Raw genomic sequence first — 17,269 nt, forward strand, 5'->3', positions numbered from 1 at the left:
TTTCGACTGGCTGGTCAAAAAGGCTCGGATGCTACCGCATCTCGCCCTCTTAACCAACATTACTCAAAATTGCACTTCATCCTTGAATCCGCCATAAATGTTTAATCCGTTGGTCGCAGGTTTGAATCACGCACGGCCTACCAAGAAAATTAGGACTAGTCAGATATGACTGGCCATTTTTCAGTTCTGAACAAAATAAACAATATTGCTCGCATCTGTTTCACTGCTATTACAGCGTCTTTTTGGCGTCAAATGGCGTTGAGTAACGTGCCACATAGAGGCTTCATCATATGTAGTAATATTCACAAATATGTTATGACGCGCCTGCGTTGCGAGAAAGGAGCTAAAAGTCTTTATTGGTTTATTTTAATGTGACAAAAAAGGGCACATTTGTACTAATAAGAGAACTGTAATTGCTGGGAAGTTACAAAGATCTATCGGATGCTTTATACAGCTAAACTCAATGAAACAGGTTGAATTACCTGGATTTTGTAAATTACTGGAATATCTGGCACAAAGATTGCTTTATCTTTAGCAAACACATTAATTGTGTGTTTTTTCCCCCAAAGAAAACTTTAAGGAGCAGCATGATGAAAAAAATACAACAAGGTTTTACATTGATTGAATTGATGATCGTGGTTGCGATTATCGGTATTCTGGCTGCAGTAGCAATTCCAGCTTACCAGGACTACATTACTCGTGCGCAAGTAGTTGAAGGTCCGGGACTAATGGATGGCTTCAAGGCAAGTGTTGCTGAGTTTTATGGTACTGCAGGTCATTTCCCTACAAAAATAGGAGCAGGGGGTTCGGTTGAAGGTACAACTCAAGGTAAATATGGTGCGATAAATGTTACCCCAATTGGCGGTGGTACAGGAACAGGATTTATGATGGAATATACCCTGTCGACTGGGCGTGCTAGTGGTCAGACAGTTGGATTAACAACCAATGATGGTTCATTCTGGACATGTACTACAAAGGGTGTTGCCGGTACAGCTGTTTCAACCAAATATTTGCCATCTGCATGCAAATAATTTGAATTAAATGCTTTAAAAATTAAAGCCGCTCCTTAAGGAGCGGCTTTTTTTATATGAAATCAAAAAAATCCCTACTGCCGGTATTGGCGCTGCTTGGCCTGCTTATTTTTGCTGGCCTGATCTATAGCGCTGGATTGAGTGGTATATACCTGCTTGATGATGCTGAAAATCTTCAGCATTTGCAAAACTATTCAAGCGGAGACAATTGGCGTGATTACCTCGGTGTAGCGCTTTCCCAATTTTCTGGCGCAACGCGGATATTGCCGATGTTTAGTTTTGCTTTGCAGTATGCTGCTTGGCCAAACCACCCGGCGCAGATGATTGCAGTCAATATTGGTATACATCTGGCGAATGGTGTCTTAGTTTTCTTGTTATGTCGAAAACTTATAAAGTTAGCGGACATTACACAGGGTATGTGGGTTGCCTGGATTGCAACGGCAATATGGCTTCTGAGTCCAATACAAGTCTCTGGAACCTTGTACATAATCCAACGAATCAATCAGTTTGCAGCTTTTTTTATTTTTGTCGGTTTAATTGCCTATCTTCACGGTAGGTCAATAGCAAATGTATCAAATCGTTTGGCTTTGTTATGGATGACCGTTGGGTTGGTTGTTGGCGGTGCTCTTGCGGTGTTGAGCAAAGAAAACGGGGTGCTGATGCCTCTTCTGATTTTAGTGATTGAAGGTACTTTGTTGCGGAGTACTCCATGGCCCACAGGGGGACGAGTCTGGCGGTGGTGTCTGTTATACCTCCCTCTTATGTTTATCTTTGCGTTTATTGTCTGGCGATTTGACTCAATGATTGGGCATTATGTCCGGCCATTTACCATTCCTGAGCGATTTTTAACTGAGTGTCGGATTCTTTTTGACTATTTGCGTGTGATATTTGTTCCCCGTGCTGCTGGTTTGGGGTTGTTTCACGATGATGAAAGGGTTGCTCAGTGGGTATCTGGAGATATTTTTTATTTGGTTTTAGTGCTGATATTGGGAATATTGGCTTGGAGTTTTAGGCGCCGATTCCCCATCGCTGCTTTTGGTGTGTTGTGGTTTTTTGCTGGGCATATACTTGAGTCAACGTTTATTCCCCTTGAACTCTATTTTGAACACCGTAATTATTTGCCCTTGTTTGGGCTTGCCTTTTCGATGTCCTGTTTGAGTGTTTGGGCTGTGGGGAAGGCTACTGGAATTATCCGTGCAGTACTTATATTCTTTTTTGTCTCATGGCTGGCATTAATGTGTTTGGCGACATGGCAACAGACCAGTTTGTGGGGAAATCCACCTGCCTTGGCAGAGGTTGCGGAAAATGAGCATCCTAATTCGATTCGCGCAATCCTCTTTCAGGCGGGAATGCTGAATTATCTAGGTTTTAAAGAAGCTGCGGGAAGAAGGATGTTGCGAATAACTGAACATCCAAATAGCCATCCTGAGTATTACCCAGAGTGGCTATTCATGGGGTGTGATGGCCACATGCAGAATTTGCCGAAAGTAGAAAATATTGTCATTGCCTTACGTAACATGAAAAGATCTGTTGATACAGTGAATGGGTTGGCAAAGCTAGCTGATGCTTTCGATGAGGGTAAATGTGCGGGTATTTCGCTTGAAAGTGTTTTGAAAATAACGTATGCCTTGAAGGAGAATCCTGAGTATTCATCAAGTTATTATAAGCTGGAGGTTCTTACTGGCAGGTACCTGCTTGCGAGTGGAAAATTTGATGAAGCTGCTGCTCGTTTTGAGAAAGTAGCTAGTAATACAGGGCAGATTGAACCTGCTTTCTTGCAGGTAAAGGCGTTACATGCTGCAAAAAAATTCAAAAAAGCACGAAATGTGCTTGATGGTATTGAGCGCCTCATTTCAACACAAGGATTGCAAGGCTATCCTTATCGGCATACCCTAGCATTTTGGCGCGAGCAAGTCAGTGAATAGTGCCGGTAATTGATATGACAATTTGGTCATAGGTTTTGTAGTGGGAGTGGTCATAATGCAGTGTGGGGGTGAAATATTAATACAGGCTTGGTAAATTTGACAACTGTCACTGGGTTGCAGCGGATTAGTATCGTTATTCCAGCTCGTAATGAAGCAGGTGCATTGCGTGTTTTATTACCTGAGCTTATTAATTTGGCTGGGGGGGCAGAGATACTGGTCATAAATGATGGCTCGACAGACGCTACAGTGGAGGTGTGTAACGCATACCCTATTCGGGTTGTTTCGCATTTGTATCCAATGGGCAACGGAGCAGCGATAAAAACTGGCGCGAGAGCTGCAACAGGTGAAATTTTGATTTTTATGGATGCTGATGGTCAGCATAAACCTGAGGACATTCCCGCGCTACTGGAAAAATTTGAAGAAGGTTATGACATGGTAGTCGGTGCACGTCAGTCTGGCTCTCATGCAGGAGCTCACCGGGCAGTGGCGAATGATGTGTTTAGTCGCCTCGCTACCTGGATGGTGAGGCAATCAGTGGAAGATCTCACCTCTGGATTCAGGGTGGTAAAAGCGAATAAATTCCGCAAATTTCTTTATCTATTGCCAAATGGGTTTTCATATCCGACTACGATCACAATGAGCTTCTTTCGTGCAGGTTTAAGTGTAGCTTATGTTCCTATCCACACCCCTCGGCGCGCTTCAGGGAAGAGCCATATTCAGCCTGCAAGGGATGGATTGCGCTTTTTACTTATTATTTTTAAAATTGGGACATTGTATTCGCCGCTTAAGTTGTTTCTTCCCATGAGCCTAAGCTTTTTTTTCACTGGTTTCGGCTATTATCTTTATACTTATTTAACTGAACATCGTTTTACGAATATGAGTGCCCTTTTGTTTATTACTTCTACACTGGTTTTCCTTATTGGTCTGATTTCTGAGCAGATCACGATGCTGATCTATAAAGATAGTGAGCATTGATCAAACCACCCCCCGGCGCAAAAAGTTGTTGGTGCTGACTTCAACCTTTCCTCGTTGGGAGGGTGACTGCGAGCCACCGTTTGTTTTTGAGTTGAGTCGAAGATTGCAACATCGCTTTGATGTGATGGTGCTTGCCCCTCACACGACGGGAGCAAAACAACGAGAAGACATAGCTGGGATGCGTGTCATCCGGTATCGCTACTTTTTTGGCAAATGGGAGATACTAGCCTACCAGGGCGGCATTTTGGCGAAGTTGAAACAACACTCCGCTCACTATTTACTAGTTCCGTTCTTTCTTTTTGCACAGTTGCGTAGCTTGTTACGAATTCTGAGGCGGGAAAAGATAGATGTAATTCATGCCCATTGGCTTATTCCTCAGGGGTTGATTGCTATAGCTGCCCTTTTTCTGAAAAGAGTACAGTTTCCAGCTTTGCTATGCACTTCACATGGTAGCGATCTCTTTGGATTACGCGGAATGTTCTTTAGTTCCTTGAAGCGGATAGTGGTGCGTTACGCAGATGCTGTAACAGTGGTAAGCCACCAAATGAAGTCACGCACAATAGAACTTGGAATAAATGAGGATAAGGTATCGGTCATACCTATGGGTATCGACATGACTAATCTTTTTGTTCCTTCACATGAAGAAGTTCGTGATCTCGAATTGTTATTCGTTGGCAGGTTAGTGGTTTCCAAGGCTGTGGATGTTCTGATCATGGCGTTACCGGCCATTCTGATAGAATACCCGCATGTCTCTTTGACTATCGTCGGAGATGGGCCGGAAAAAGCAAGTCTGAAAGAGTTGGCGATAAAACTGGGGATATCCAATCAGGTGAATTTTCTCGGTGCTGTAGCCAATCCAGAACTGCCGGTACTGTACCGACGTGCTGCAATTTTCGTTTCGCCTTCCCTGGAGGAGGGGTTTGGTTTGACGATAGTGGAGGCACTGGCTTGCGGTTGCGCGGTGATCGCCACAAACTTGCCTGCAACACGGGAAATTCTTGCCGATGGAGAGACCGGTCTGCTAGTTCCACTTGGCGACAGTGCAGCCATTGCCCACAGGGCACTGTTACTATTGGCCGATACCACACTGCGGCACTCGCTTAGTCGTGCTGGCAGACAGTTTGCCATAGGAAAATTTGATTGGGAGGTCGTTGCTGGGCGCTATGGATGTCTACTAGACAAACTCGTCAAAAACTCCCAACAACCATCGTGAGAGCATTTATGAGCGGGCTGTTCCTAAAATTTAAAAGTGATCCTGTAGGCTTTCTTCGCCGGGCATTATATAAAACGTTGATAGCCCCACTGAAATATCGTTCGAAGGGTGGTTATGATGCTGCTCGTTACTGGCAAGATCGTTTTGTTAAACATGGTACATCATTAAAAGGTGTTGGGGATGAGGGGCTTTCAGAGCATGATAACCAGGCGATGTACGAAAACGCTGCTAAGACCTTTCTGAATATATGTCAGCAGGAAGGAATCGATTTTACAACCTCGCGTGTACTGGAAATTGGTTGCGGAAATGGGTTTTATACTCGTCTTCTTCAAGAGCAAGGGGTTAGCCGATATTTGGGTGTGGACATTACTGATGCCTTGTTTCCAGACTTGATAAAACGCTTTGCAGTCTTTCAATTTATTCGACGAGACATCACGGCGGATCTTATCGAAGGCGAATTCGACCTGATTCTGATGATTGACGTAATCGAGCACATTGTAGGAGAAGAAAAGCTCGATTTTGCCATGGCCAATGTGCAGCGCTGTCTGGCGGAAAACGGCAGGTTTCTAGTTGCTCCAATCGTCGATCATGGTAAAAGTTCACTGTTTTATGTCAGGTTCTGGTCCGCAGAGGATGTCAGGAGTCGGCTTTCTCGTTGTGTATGCAGTAATCTAACACCATTCCGCTACAGCCACCTGCTAGTTGCAAAAAAAACTGGGTTGACACTGAATTCTGGTAAGCATTGATGGGGCAACAAACAAAAACACACTCGAAAGTAACAGAGGAGCCCGTTTGTTCGATCTGTATCGCCAACTATAACGGCATGGGGATTATTGAAGACTGCTTAAATTCGGTATTTGCTCAAGACTGCGATTTTCTTTTCGAAGTGATTGTCCATGACGATGCCTCCACCGACGATTCGCTGACTGTACTCCGTAATTGCTACCCTAGCGTTAACCTGATAGCTAGCGATATCAATGTTGGTTTTTGCGTCAGTAACAACCGCATGGCGACTATTGCGTGTGGCCGCTATATTCTGCTATTAAATAACGATGCGATCTTGTTCCCTGATGCTTTGAGTACTCTTTATGATGAGGCGCAAAAGCTGTCACCCGCCATTCTCGGTCTGCCTCAGTATGATGCGAAAACTGGAGTTTTGGTCGATATTGGTAGTCTGAGCGACCCATTCCTCAACCCGATACCGAATCTAGACCCGCAGCGTAAGGATGTGGCGATGATTGTAGGTGCCTGTTTGTGGATTCCGAAAAGCCTATGGCAAGATCTTGGTGGATTCCCTGAATGGTTCCACACTGTTGCAGAAGATATGTATCTTTGCTGCTTGGCAAGGTTGTGGGGGTATCCCGTTCGGGTTGTATCTCACTCTGGTTTCCGCCATTGGATGGGAAGTAGCCTAGGTGGCGGCGGAGTCAAAGCTAACCGTCTGTCCAGTAATGTTAGGCGACGCCAATTGAGCGAGCGTAACAAGAGCTTCGTCATGGTACTTACCTACCCTTCACCCCTGTTTCAGTTTATTTTTCCTTTGCACATCACCTTATTAGTGGCAGAGGGGGCTATACTGGCACTGGTTAGGCGTGACCGGGTCCTGTTTCGGGATATCTATTTGGGTTGCCTGAAGGTTTTATGGGCTGAGAGGGAAAGGTTGATGTACCTGCGGGGGCAGATTCAGTCGGGAAGGAAGAGCGGGCTACGGCAGTTTTGGTCGGCCTTCCTTCCATTTCCCCAGAAACTGAGGTTGCTTTTTCGACACGGTTGGCCGGAGGTCACCTGAACAGTAGATCGAAGGCTACGCTACCCCAGTTCCTTGCATAGCGGTGATAGCCGCCAGATATTAGTTCGGCCGTAATTTTAGGAAGACGGAGTAGTCGCCTATCAGGCAGGCTCGCCCTGCGCTCTAGATGGACAAGCTTGGCGATAAGAGCTTCCCTTGCAGAAGCAGGCGCATGCACTGCTGTTATTCGCTCCATAAGTTGGCTCCAACGCACCAGTTCTTCCCTGTAATAGCGCTTGCGATCGACCCTTAATGCCTCGCAGATCTGTTGGGTGGTGCTCTTCCTGCGAGCACCCACTGCATTGGAACTGTGTTGCCGGTAGAGCTGAAGAGGTTCCTCGATTAAGGCGCAACGAGCAAACGCAGCCGCCAATACAGCTAGCCAAGCGTCATAGGCCCATCCAGCGGGAACGGGAAATAGTCGTTCGCGCAAATTGGCGCGAAAGGCCATAGCCGCCCCCGCCACCACGTAGTGCTTAAGCAATACCTTAAAAATATTGCCTTTCCGCCCTACCTTTTGTTCACGCCGAGTAAAAGATACGCGTTCCCACATGGTATAGCCGAAGGGCTGTAAACTATCGGATACTACGTTGGCATCGCAATATGCCCAGCCTATTTCCGGCGTGGCCATGAAGACTTTGTCAAAGACTTCTAGCTTATGGGGAAGCCACACATCGTCTTGGTCTGAAAGGATGATGACGTCCCCTTGGCATAGGCGAATAGCACGCTCAAAGTTGGCATTCACGCCAAGTTTGATAGGATTGCGGTGGAACCTTACCGGGAATGGCGCTCTGGTAGCAAAGGCTTCTATGATGGTTTGAGTAGCGTCTTCCGAGGCATCATCGCATGCAACCAATTCGTATGGCGGGCATGTTTGAGAGAGAAAGCTTTCTAATTGTTCTGCCAGATAGCGCTCACCATTATGCACGCAGAGCGCAATAGAAATTTTTAGGGATAAATCTTTAGTCATTTGTCACATTGATTGGCCCAGTAGGGCTTGCAGGGCCAGATGGATTCTTCGTGGAATGCGAGGTTGAATTTTCATGTATGCAGTCAGAAGCATTCCATAAAAGCGAAATAAAATTGGCAGATCGTGAATTTCTGCGATCTGCTGTAGCCTAACTTCTCTATTGTAAGGCACCGGAGATCTCACAAATTCTTTAATTTTTGCTACGTATTGTTCCACTGAATGGCTGCTCCGATATTCTTCATTATACTCAGGTGGCGGGAGGTTTAGGGATGCCTTGATTTTTTGTATGTAGACCTCCGGATCGGAAACCTCTCTGACGATGAAACCATTCTCACCATCTTTAATGAAGTCGCGAACGCCACCTGAATCAGAACAAACCACCCAACAACCGCAGGCCAGCGCTTCTAGTGGCATAAGGCCAAATCCTTCATGTAGTGAAGCGTCTAAGAATACGTCGATCCCTCGCAAAGTTTGAGCAATGGATAACTGTTCTGCAGGCAACTCTACAATTGTATATTTTTCTGGTAACCACCATGTAGGAATAGTGTAGCTTGCTGAGCGGAAAATGATGGCATGGAAATTTTCGCATTTAATGAGGCGGTCAATTACTTCTAGAACCATTCCTTGGCCCTTATCTGGTACGCTGCGTAAAACGGCACCGATCACAGGACAAGCTTTCTTTGATATCTGAAGCTTTTGGTTGCTTGGATAAAAGACGTATTCGTTGACACCCAGAGGTATACGAAAGGGTGGGGTATCTTGTGGTAAATGACGGCTGATCATCTTTTCCAACCAGCGTGAGGTAGTTATGACCGCATCTCCAAACTGGAGTGCTTCAACAAATTCGTTGAAACGTCGACCCGCATCGAAATAGGCTTCATAGCCCTGGATGTATTGCAAGTGCCTAGCGCACCGTGCGAGTGCGTACTGGTTTACAATTGGGGCGGAAGTAAAAATAGTGGAAACTACAATTTTTGGCGCAATGTTCTTATCGGCCAAAAAGTGTTGGTTGGTAGGGTGGTGTAGAAATTCAAACAGTAATGGTTCCTGGTATGCGTTACTGCCGGATCGTCGGATGTCCCCAACTACGACGCAACCAGCGCGCACCCCTGCGCGTATTAGTGCGTTACATATAGCTACAACAGCATGAATGCCGCCAGTGGATTGATTCAGAGCCGGCAAGTAAAAGAGGACATCAATTTCAAGAGGATTAGCAACTTGTATGCTTTTCTGAATATGCTTTTTGAGCTGTGGTATTGGAGGTTTCTTGGAACATTGTTTTGCAAGACTTTGATATTCTTTTGCCCACTTGGACATGAATAAGGTGTAATTACGTTTTTTGATTTGTTCCTGTTCAGCTTCATATTGGAAAGTGCCTGAACCGAAATGATATACATAGGAATTCAATGCCACGACACCTCTAAGTCCTAGTGAGAAAGCTTTCATGTGCAGGTCGGTTTCTTCACCATATCCTTTGCCCCAAACCATATCGAAACCGCCTGCTTTTTCGAAGAAATTTTTACGTACCATGAGGCAATTGCCGACTACGGTGCAGGCATCGAGTACTTTATTTTCGGGAGGGTGATGTATAAATGCATCCTGACAAAGTCGATTCATGTCCACATAGCTATATCCTGGAAACATTGGGAGTGTTAGTGCAGGTGAATTGTTTGAAACAGGGCAGGATAGTACGATATTGGGATCTTGATTGAATGGTGCTAGTAGTGATTCAAGACAGCCTTCAGTTAACAGGCAGTCAGTATTCAGAAAAAGCAAATATGGGGCGGATGATAAAGAGGCTCCGTGGTTGCAGGCGATACCGAAGCCGTGGTCTGTGCCAGGTGTTTGAACAAATAAAGCCTTATGGAAACGTTGCGAGATTTGTTTAATTAATTGGGACTGTTCCTGATTCGATCCGTCATCGACCAGAATAACACGTCCCACTAAATTAGAGTCGTACCGAATAACTTCGTCAATGCACCAATCAACCCAGTGCGCTGCGTTGTGGATCGGGATGACGATATCGCAAACTATGTGCAAATCTTCAGGGGGTACTGAGTTGTCTTTCGCGGATGTATTTACGTTAACTCTAGGAAACACAGGCGTCCTTACGTATTGCACAACGTATGATGCCAGGTGCGGCTTTTGTTGTGTCCAGAATGGTGTGGGAATACCCGCTAGATTTAAGCCAGTCGCGCACGCTTCCCATGCTGATCTGTTGCAGGTGAGTAGATACTATCGAAGCATAGCGGGCCTTTACTCCCGAACTAAGTGGGGAGAAGCGCCCTGACAAAGCATTTAGTGCCGAGTTACGCATTTTATGCGGCAGCCATTCCAATGAAGGAAGTTGAGTGTGCAGTTCAGTGTGGTGGTAACGATGCGGAAACTCTAAAGACAGATACCCTCCGATTGTAAGCACGCGCATACATTCGTGCAGATAAAGTTGAGGGTTGCGAGAGTGTTCTATTACGTGGCCAGACATCAGTATATCGAACTGTGAATCTGTATATGGCAATATCGTGCCGTCATAGTGCGTGGGATACATTTTCGGAAAAAATGCTAACCTTTTTTGGGTTACTTCCATCCAAATCTGTTCGACTTCTACTCCAAAAATATTCCCCAAGCCAGCCTGACGCGCTACAATCATTTCCGAGCCTGCACCATAGCCAGAAATTAGAACCTGGGTTTCTTGGTGGAAATGCTCGGTACCGATGATCACACGTAAGTAATCAAAACGACCTCTGTAAGGCTCGATAGCAAGCACTCCCTCAATATAGCCATTTACACGATCCTTGTAAATGGGAGTGAAATGCTTAAGTAGTAAGGCATGTGCCTCATCTTCATTTACATTATCTGATACATTATCTGAAAAATGTGAGGAAGTGGATGAATTCATAAGTCTGTGCAGTTGAAGGTTATATGATTTTATGTGAAGAAACGATTATAGGAAATCTACGTTGAAGATAATAGCAGGTTGTGGCCTGACTGACAGTAGCGGAAGGAATCTCGGAAAAGCATAGTGCCTATCGCTGATTGCAGGCATTGATGCATAAGGAAGAATTCTGTTGATGAAAATACACATCATCATGGCATTTCTGATCCACTTGTTGCGTTGTGGAGCAGTAGTTTGTCTTCCCATCGCGCAAGGAAAATTAGCCGGCTCCCTAAGGACATGTTGGCCTCCGATGCGGGAATTTGTCGAGTGGTAGTACGCCGATGTACGGCCACAGATTCAGGTTGATAGTAGATACGATATCCTGCCTGCCGGACGCGCATCGCCAGGTCTGCATCACAGTAGTAGGCTGGAGAGTAAACGTCGTCGAAGCCACCGAGCGCATAGAAGATTGATGTTTTGATCATTAGGCTTGTGGCTGACACGTAGGTAACTTCTTGAAATGTGTTATAGGCGTCTTTATCTGGAGCCCCCCCTTCTCCACGCGAAATGGTGAAAGCTTCTGCTGTAAGCTCTGCCCCCGCCTCCTGAAGGCTTCCATCAGTGTTAAGTAATTTCGAGCCTGCAATTCCCGTTTCTGGATGTTGTTCGAAAACGGCAAGCAAAGCATCTAGCCAGCCGGGTTGAACTTGGGTGTCATTGTCGAGAAACACCAGATAGCGACCAAACGCCTCGGCTGCTGCCCTATTGCAGGTTTCGATATAGCCAAGGTTGGATGGGTTTCTGATATAGCGCAGACCATGGATATGCTGTAATACGTCAGGAGTGTCGTCGAGAGACGCATCGTCGATCACGATCACTTCAAAGTCATGACTGGATGTGCAGTGAATCAAGGAAAGGAGGCATTCTAGAGTAAGATGTAGCCGATTAAATACAGGTACTATGATCGAAACCAAAGGAGAAGCACGGTAAGGGAAGGCGAGTGTGTTCAGCAATTCAGATGATGGGGGTATTTCCACCTGGACGAGAGTTGGTACTATGGAAGTTATTTCCACAGAAGGCTTTTCGATTAATGATTGTCCGTATTCTTGTGGAGTAACTTTTATACGAGTCACTATTTCGTTCAGGGTTTGTTCAGGTGATTGTATAAGGTTTTGTGCTAAGCGTAATGGGCTGCCCATTTTCCATGTAAGGGATGATTTGATACGAGTGTTTTCCCGTTCCAGATCGTCTATTTGATGATTAAATTCTCGATGTGAACTATCTAATTTACGCTGGCAATTTTTCAAATCGCTTCGGAGGCAATCGAGCCAGGGCGCCATTTCTTGACGGTATTGCTCAAGCTGTTTCGCAGTCGTAGCAAACATCTCCTCCACCTGCCCATCTCGCAGAAGGGAGGGGAGCTGCTCATACAATTCCTGACTGAGGCGTAAAGGAGTAGAAGCGGGAGATTTGATATCATGCTCACGGTGGTGGCGCAGATGGTGGTCGAGAAAGGCGTCGATTTCCATCTCTGTATCAGGCGTCAGTTGCAGGCCATAATCTGGGTCTTTCAGCAAGGGGGAAATGGCCAGTCGCCAGTCCGAAAGTAAGTCCTCATATCGCAGCAATACCCGAGGTAAGCCACGGCTATATCGTTCTGCGGCTAGTGTATATTCGAGCCAAAGCATCGAAGCCCTGAGTTCGGATATACCATTTCGAATATGCAGCGATCGTGCGACTTCCATGGGATGCCGGAGGATGAGTACATGGCGTGTTCTGTAGCCAGTTTCTTTTAATACTCTTTGCCAGAATGGTAAAAGGCGGCAAAGCCGTGGATCCTTCACACCCCAATGGGTGACATGGGTAAAGTCTCTTTTTAGAATCTCGCGCAGATCGTGACGGAATGTGCTAAGGAAAGATTTCTCCCACCATGCTTCTTTCAGTGGGTCGATGTTGTCCCAAGCTGAACCGAGGGAATGCAATAATTTGTCATGGAGAGCGACAATATCGCTGTGTTCCCAAAATCCTTTTGGATTTTCTTCAGCCCCTGCTAATAGCAACCGGCTGCCGAAATCGATACCAGCCTTGGCAAGCACGCCAGATAAGGCAGAAGTGCCACTCCGATGCATGCCCAACACAATGGTACATTCGCTTCCCATCTAGAAAAACCACTCATATAGGTTCAACGCAACACACTCCTGAAAACTGTCATGTGTAAACGTGCCGTTTCCGCCCAGGTAAATTGCCTTGCTTTGGCTAGCCCTTTTTCTCTCAATTGGGTTCTTAAATCAGGTTCATTGATCAATCGTGACATTGCTTGGGTAATATCGCTGGCAGAACGTGGATTGACAAGAAGTGCCGCATCACCAGCGACTTCAGCACATGCAGTATCAAAAGAAGTAATTACGGGACAGCCACATGCCATGGCTTCTATGATGGGAAGTCCAAAAGATTCGCGCAATGATGGAAATATGAATCCAAGAGCATCATTATAAAACTTAGCCAGTTCCTGCGAGGAAAGGGGGTGATCTATAATAGAAAGCCCTGCTATTTTTGTTTTTTTTTGTACAAACCCTGGTGAAATGACTATTAGATTAGGTCTTGTAGCTTCCGGTAACTGCTCATAAGCTTCTATTAGTCGGTCCACATTTTTAAGGGGTTGATAGGCTGAGACATGAAGAAAATAAGGGTTGGTTTGACCTGATAAGTTTTTTTCTGGAAAGAACATCAAGTGGTCAACGCCGTGGTAAATAGGCGTGACAAAGTCTGAAGGTATATTGTAGACACGCGATGCTTCTATAGCACCATATCGCGAGACAGCCACAATTGCCGTGACTTTATTTCTGAACCATGTCCATTCTCGCATGGCTGCGACATTGGCCCATTTGTCTCGTAATGCTTCGAATAAACCCGAATAGACCTCACGCCATTTCATTGTAAAAGTAGCGCTTCCATGGAGCGTGACCACAATTGGACGCTGTATGTTTTTGAATGCGGATAACGGTAGTCTGTTTCGACCCATGCCCGGATCCCAAACAACATCGCATTCCAGCGGGATCGGTTCGTTTTCTTTGAAAGGGAGGAAAGTAGCACCTTGCACCTGCAATTCTCGCATCACACCTTCTCTGTAGCGGAGGAGACTTATCCCATCTTGTTCCCGAATTAGAATTGCAATACGCATGCTACGCCTTCCTCGATTTTATATCCGATTTGTCGTATTGATAATGTAGCCCGCCTACTATCCATTCTGTTCTCAGGTTAAGGAGCCGATTGGGGCGATCAAATTCAGTGGAATCTGTGGAAACAAAAAAAGGGCACAATCCTTCACCCGCAAATAATAGTCTGAAATGTTCATCACGAATCGCAAAACGAACAAAATATTGGCCAGGCACCAGCGGAAATTGGTCTAAACGATATTCGATAGTATGGTCTCCTGGCTCAAAGTGGATAGGTGCATTTAGCTCAGCTGAAGACGCGGCACTTAAGTATTGTAAGTCGGTAGCTTGGGTTCCGACAAAGAGTTCTGGCTGTCTGAGTGGTACATAAAGTTTGAATTGAACCCTGATTCGTAAAGGGTCGCCTGGTTGAATCTCCTGAATATCGTGACCATTAGAATCAATAACATGAATGTTTAGCAACTCTGCTTCACCAGTTCCAGTAATTTTCGCTCTAGATGATTTATTTGCTGTGAACTCAACCATTGCATCCTGGTTTGCCTGTTCATAGTAAAGTTGGCAAGTATTATGTGCGGGGCCATCTGCTACAATTTGATTATTACGCAAGAAAATTACTCGTGAACAGAAGCGTTCAACCTGCCGGAGATCATGGCTTACAAAAAGTACAATACGCTTCTTTTCTGACAGCAGTATCTCAAGTCGCTCAAAGCACTTGCGTTGAAACGCCATATCACCTACCGCCAGCGCTTCGTCCACAATCAGAATATCTGGTTCAACATATATTGCCGTTGCAAATGCAAGTCGGACAAACATCCCGCTCGAATACATTCGTACAGGTTGATCTATAAATTCCCCAATATCTGCAAATGCCGCTATTTCATCAAACCGCCTATCCATCTCTTCTTTGGGAATGCTCATTATGGCTCCCTGAAAATAGACGTTCTCTCTTCCTGTGAATTCATGGTTAAATCCTGCTCCCAATTCCAGTAATGCAGAGATGCGGCCATTCACTATGATGCTGCCTGAAGTTGGCTTGAGAATGCCACAAATTAGTTGGAGTAGGGTGCTTTTGCCAGATCCGTTTCTGCCAATAATGCCTACAATTTCGCCTTTTTTTATGTCAAAGGAAACATCATTGAGTGCCGTGAATTCCCTGTGAAATTTTACTCGACCTAGGGTGAGGGCTTGTTTGATGCGATCTCCGGGATGTCCAAAAATTCGATAGCGTTTGGTCAGGTTTTTGGCAGAAATAGCGATGTCAGAGCACATCGGCAAATTCCTCCCGGCTATGCTGGAAGAACGCAAAGCCTAAAATGGATGCAATAAGCCCGATTGCCAAGGCAATACCCCAAGTTGACCAGTCAATAGGTTGTCCAGTTGCTGCTGCACGGGCAGCTTCTATGACAGCGCCCAACGGGTTGTGTTGGTATATGGGTTGTAGCAAAGCAGGTACGGCATTGATTGGGTAAAAAATGGGCGAAAGGAACATGAGCATTTGTACGAATACCGGTACGATTTGAGTCATGTCTTTGATAAATACACCCCAAGCTGCCAGAAACCAGGATAAGCCCAATGCTAGCAGAATAGTAGGGAAAAGCAGAAACGGAAAAAGAAGGATGCTAAGATGCAAATGACCAGTCCAGGCCAAGGCTGCAAACAGGATGATGATATTGAAAGCGGTATGCACAAATGCAGCACCAAGCGGAATGAGGGGCAGGATATGCACGGGAAAAATGATTTTTTTGACATAACTTGGGTAACCGCGAACTGCACCCGGAGCACGTGATATTGTTTCTGCAAAAAGATTGAAGACGATTAATCCGCAGTATAGAAGCAGCCAGAAAGGCATGACCTCGTTTTGCTGTGGCCAGCGGGACTGGAAAATGCTACCAAATACAAAAGCAAAAATACCGAGCATAAGAAGGGGGCTTAGAAATACCCACAACACACCAAAGAAAGCACCGCGATAACGCAGTAGCACATCCCGTTTGATTAGTTGGCCAATCAGGTATTGGTGCTGGATAAAAGAAGGGAAAGCCCGAAATAAATTAAGTGCTGAGTCTGACATGTGATCTACGTTGTTTATTCATACCTTAACGCCTCAACCGGTTTTAAATAAGCAGCTTTTTTGGCAGGATAAATACCAAAAAATAAGCCCGTTTTTGCTGCTATTAAGAAAGAAGCTCCAATCGAGTTTAATATCACTACCACAGTCATATCTGCAAAGATACTAACCAGCTATGTTTCCACTACACCAAGTAAAACTCTGGTCCAGTCACTTATCAAATCATGACGACTTCTAACAGGAATTGCAACAGGGTATTCCCACAGTGCAACCAGGTTAACCATACGTGTCTATTTTACTGATATGTACAGCACGGGGATTAGCAAGATACTAATGTCCCTAACTATTGGTGATATTTAAAGCGATAATAAGCTCGCTCTTATCCCACATGTCTAAATGCCGGTTTTATTCGCAGCGTTTTTATTGGTTTTGATTTTTTTGTCAGGCGGCCAAGCGTTTTATTCGAGCATGCTGTACTTTCGGTGCCCCGGCTTTGCGTGCCTGCCAGAGGTCGTAGGTGGCTTGTTGTGTAATCCACAAATCTGCGCGGCCTCCATTGTTCACGCCTAACCAGCCTTCAAGACGAAGAGCCATTACCGGTGAGATAGCAGCGCGGCCATTTAATACCCGCGAAAAGGCGGCACGGGTCACGCCAAGCTGGGCGGCGGCTTCGGTTACAGTCAAGTCCAAAGCGGGTAAAATGTCTTCCTTCAGTGTTTCGCCGGGATGAGGTGGGTTATACATTCGGGTCATGTTTAATTTCTCCTAGTGGTAGTCCTGATAATCAACCAGCACGGCATCGCCGCTTTCAAAGACGAAGGTCAAACGCCAGTTTCCGTTTACTCTGACTGAGTAGTGACCGGCAAGGTTACCTGATAGGGCATGCAATCCCCAACCCGGTATATTCATATCCTCGGAAGTCTTGGCAAGATCAAGTCGCGTCAGTTGCCGCGCCAGTCGTGGTGCATGGGACGGCTGTATGCCTGCCTTGCTTCCCTTCTCGAAAAAGGCTTGCAACCCCTTGTGTCGAAAATTTTTAATCATCGATTAATTGTATAGCGTTGCGTTCCAAGTATCAAGTGTTTGAAAATTGGAATTGTGACTTACCTTTTTAACTTAAATCAGGAATTTATTCATACCTTAACGCTTCAACCGTTTCGCGGATTCAAGTTTGAAGTGCAAGGCCTGTTGATTCGAAGAATACCTGATTGGGCGTTTGATATCCAAGTCGTTTTCTGGGGCGATTGTTC

Annotated in this window: 15 protein-coding genes; 6 read left to right on the forward strand and 9 right to left on the reverse strand. The window is 45.5% G+C overall.

The genetic code is table 11. The features are described from left to right. Window positions 1-590 precede the first annotated feature (590 nt). The 6 genes from EDC63_RS17915 (at window position 591) to EDC63_RS17940 (ending at window position 6,933) form a co-directional block, all read left to right on the forward strand. Complete coding sequence (locus EDC63_RS17915; RefSeq protein WP_165923039.1) at window positions 591-1,031, forward strand: pilin; 441 nt, start codon at window positions 591-593, stop codon at window positions 1,029-1,031. A gap of 56 nt (window positions 1,032-1,087) precedes the next feature. Then, the gene (locus tag EDC63_RS17920; RefSeq protein WP_124946045.1) at window positions 1,088-2,956 is read left to right on the forward strand and encodes a tetratricopeptide repeat protein; all 1,869 of its coding nucleotides are present in this window, start codon (window positions 1,088-1,090) and stop codon (window positions 2,954-2,956) included. Window positions 2,957-3,052: 96 nt separating this feature from the next. Beyond that, complete coding sequence (locus EDC63_RS17925) at window positions 3,053-3,931, forward strand: glycosyltransferase family 2 protein (protein WP_223248243.1); 879 nt, start codon at window positions 3,053-3,055, stop codon at window positions 3,929-3,931. After that, window positions 3,921-5,144 carry a glycosyltransferase gene (locus EDC63_RS17930; protein ID WP_223248244.1) on the forward strand — a complete coding sequence of 408 codons (1,224 nt, stop codon included), beginning with the start codon at window positions 3,921-3,923 and terminating at the stop codon, window positions 5,142-5,144. Before EDC63_RS17925 ends, EDC63_RS17930 begins: the two co-directional genes overlap by 11 nt. Beyond that, window positions 5,099-5,890 carry a class I SAM-dependent methyltransferase gene (locus EDC63_RS17935; protein ID WP_124946046.1) on the forward strand — a complete coding sequence of 264 codons (792 nt, stop codon included), beginning with the start codon at window positions 5,099-5,101 and terminating at the stop codon, window positions 5,888-5,890. The genes EDC63_RS17930 and EDC63_RS17935 overlap by 46 nt, the downstream gene beginning before the upstream one ends. Beyond that, complete coding sequence (locus tag EDC63_RS17940; protein ID WP_124946047.1) at window positions 5,890-6,933, forward strand: glycosyltransferase family 2 protein; 1,044 nt, start codon at window positions 5,890-5,892, stop codon at window positions 6,931-6,933. Before EDC63_RS17935 ends, EDC63_RS17940 begins: the two co-directional genes overlap by 1 nt. Here the strand turns inward: EDC63_RS17940 and EDC63_RS17945 are convergent. The 9 genes from EDC63_RS17945 to EDC63_RS17990 all read right to left on the reverse strand — a co-directional run bounded on the left by EDC63_RS17945 (window position 6,926) and on the right by EDC63_RS17990 (window position 17,063). Next, window positions 6,926-7,903 carry a glycosyltransferase family 2 protein gene (locus tag EDC63_RS17945; RefSeq protein ID WP_124946048.1) on the reverse strand — a complete coding sequence of 326 codons (978 nt, stop codon included), beginning with the start codon at window positions 7,901-7,903 and terminating at the stop codon, window positions 6,926-6,928. The two genes, EDC63_RS17940 and EDC63_RS17945, sit on opposite strands and share 8 nt — an antisense overlap. Window positions 7,904-7,906: 3 nt before the next feature. Further along, entirely contained in the window at window positions 7,907-10,024 is a 2,118-nt protein-coding gene (locus EDC63_RS17950) for a glycosyltransferase (RefSeq protein ID WP_317615926.1), read from the reverse strand. Next, window positions 9,993-10,799: a methyltransferase domain-containing protein gene (locus EDC63_RS17955; RefSeq protein ID WP_124946050.1), complete on the reverse strand. Its 807-nt coding sequence runs from the start codon at window positions 10,797-10,799 to the stop codon at window positions 9,993-9,995. The genes EDC63_RS17950 and EDC63_RS17955 overlap by 32 nt, the downstream gene beginning before the upstream one ends. Window positions 10,800-10,987: 188 nt before the next feature. Beyond that, window positions 10,988-12,937 carry a glycosyltransferase gene (locus EDC63_RS17960; RefSeq protein WP_124946051.1) on the reverse strand — a complete coding sequence of 650 codons (1,950 nt, stop codon included), beginning with the start codon at window positions 12,935-12,937 and terminating at the stop codon, window positions 10,988-10,990. Window positions 12,938-12,960: 23 nt separating this feature from the next. Beyond that, the gene (locus tag EDC63_RS17965; RefSeq protein WP_124946052.1) at window positions 12,961-13,959 is read right to left on the reverse strand and encodes a glycosyltransferase family 4 protein; all 999 of its coding nucleotides are present in this window, start codon (window positions 13,957-13,959) and stop codon (window positions 12,961-12,963) included. A gap of 1 nt (window position 13,960) precedes the next feature. Next, entirely contained in the window at window positions 13,961-15,223 is a 1,263-nt protein-coding gene (locus EDC63_RS17970) for an ABC transporter ATP-binding protein (RefSeq protein ID WP_124946053.1), read from the reverse strand. Next, complete coding sequence (locus EDC63_RS17975; RefSeq protein WP_124946054.1) at window positions 15,213-16,022, reverse strand: ABC transporter permease; 810 nt, start codon at window positions 16,020-16,022, stop codon at window positions 15,213-15,215. Before EDC63_RS17975 ends, EDC63_RS17970 begins: the two co-directional genes overlap by 11 nt. A 438-nt stretch (window positions 16,023-16,460) precedes the next feature. Continuing rightward, window positions 16,461-16,772: a HigA family addiction module antitoxin gene (locus EDC63_RS17985; RefSeq protein ID WP_124946055.1), complete on the reverse strand. Its 312-nt coding sequence runs from the start codon at window positions 16,770-16,772 to the stop codon at window positions 16,461-16,463. 12 nt (window positions 16,773-16,784) lie between these two features. After that, entirely contained in the window at window positions 16,785-17,063 is a 279-nt protein-coding gene (locus tag EDC63_RS17990; protein WP_124946056.1) for a type II toxin-antitoxin system RelE/ParE family toxin, read from the reverse strand. Between the last annotated feature and the right edge of the window lie 206 nt (window positions 17,064-17,269).

It is taken from the genome of Sulfurirhabdus autotrophica (genome assembly GCF_004346685.1).
Taxonomy (GTDB): domain Bacteria; phylum Pseudomonadota; class Gammaproteobacteria; order Burkholderiales; family SMCO01; genus Sulfurirhabdus; species Sulfurirhabdus autotrophica.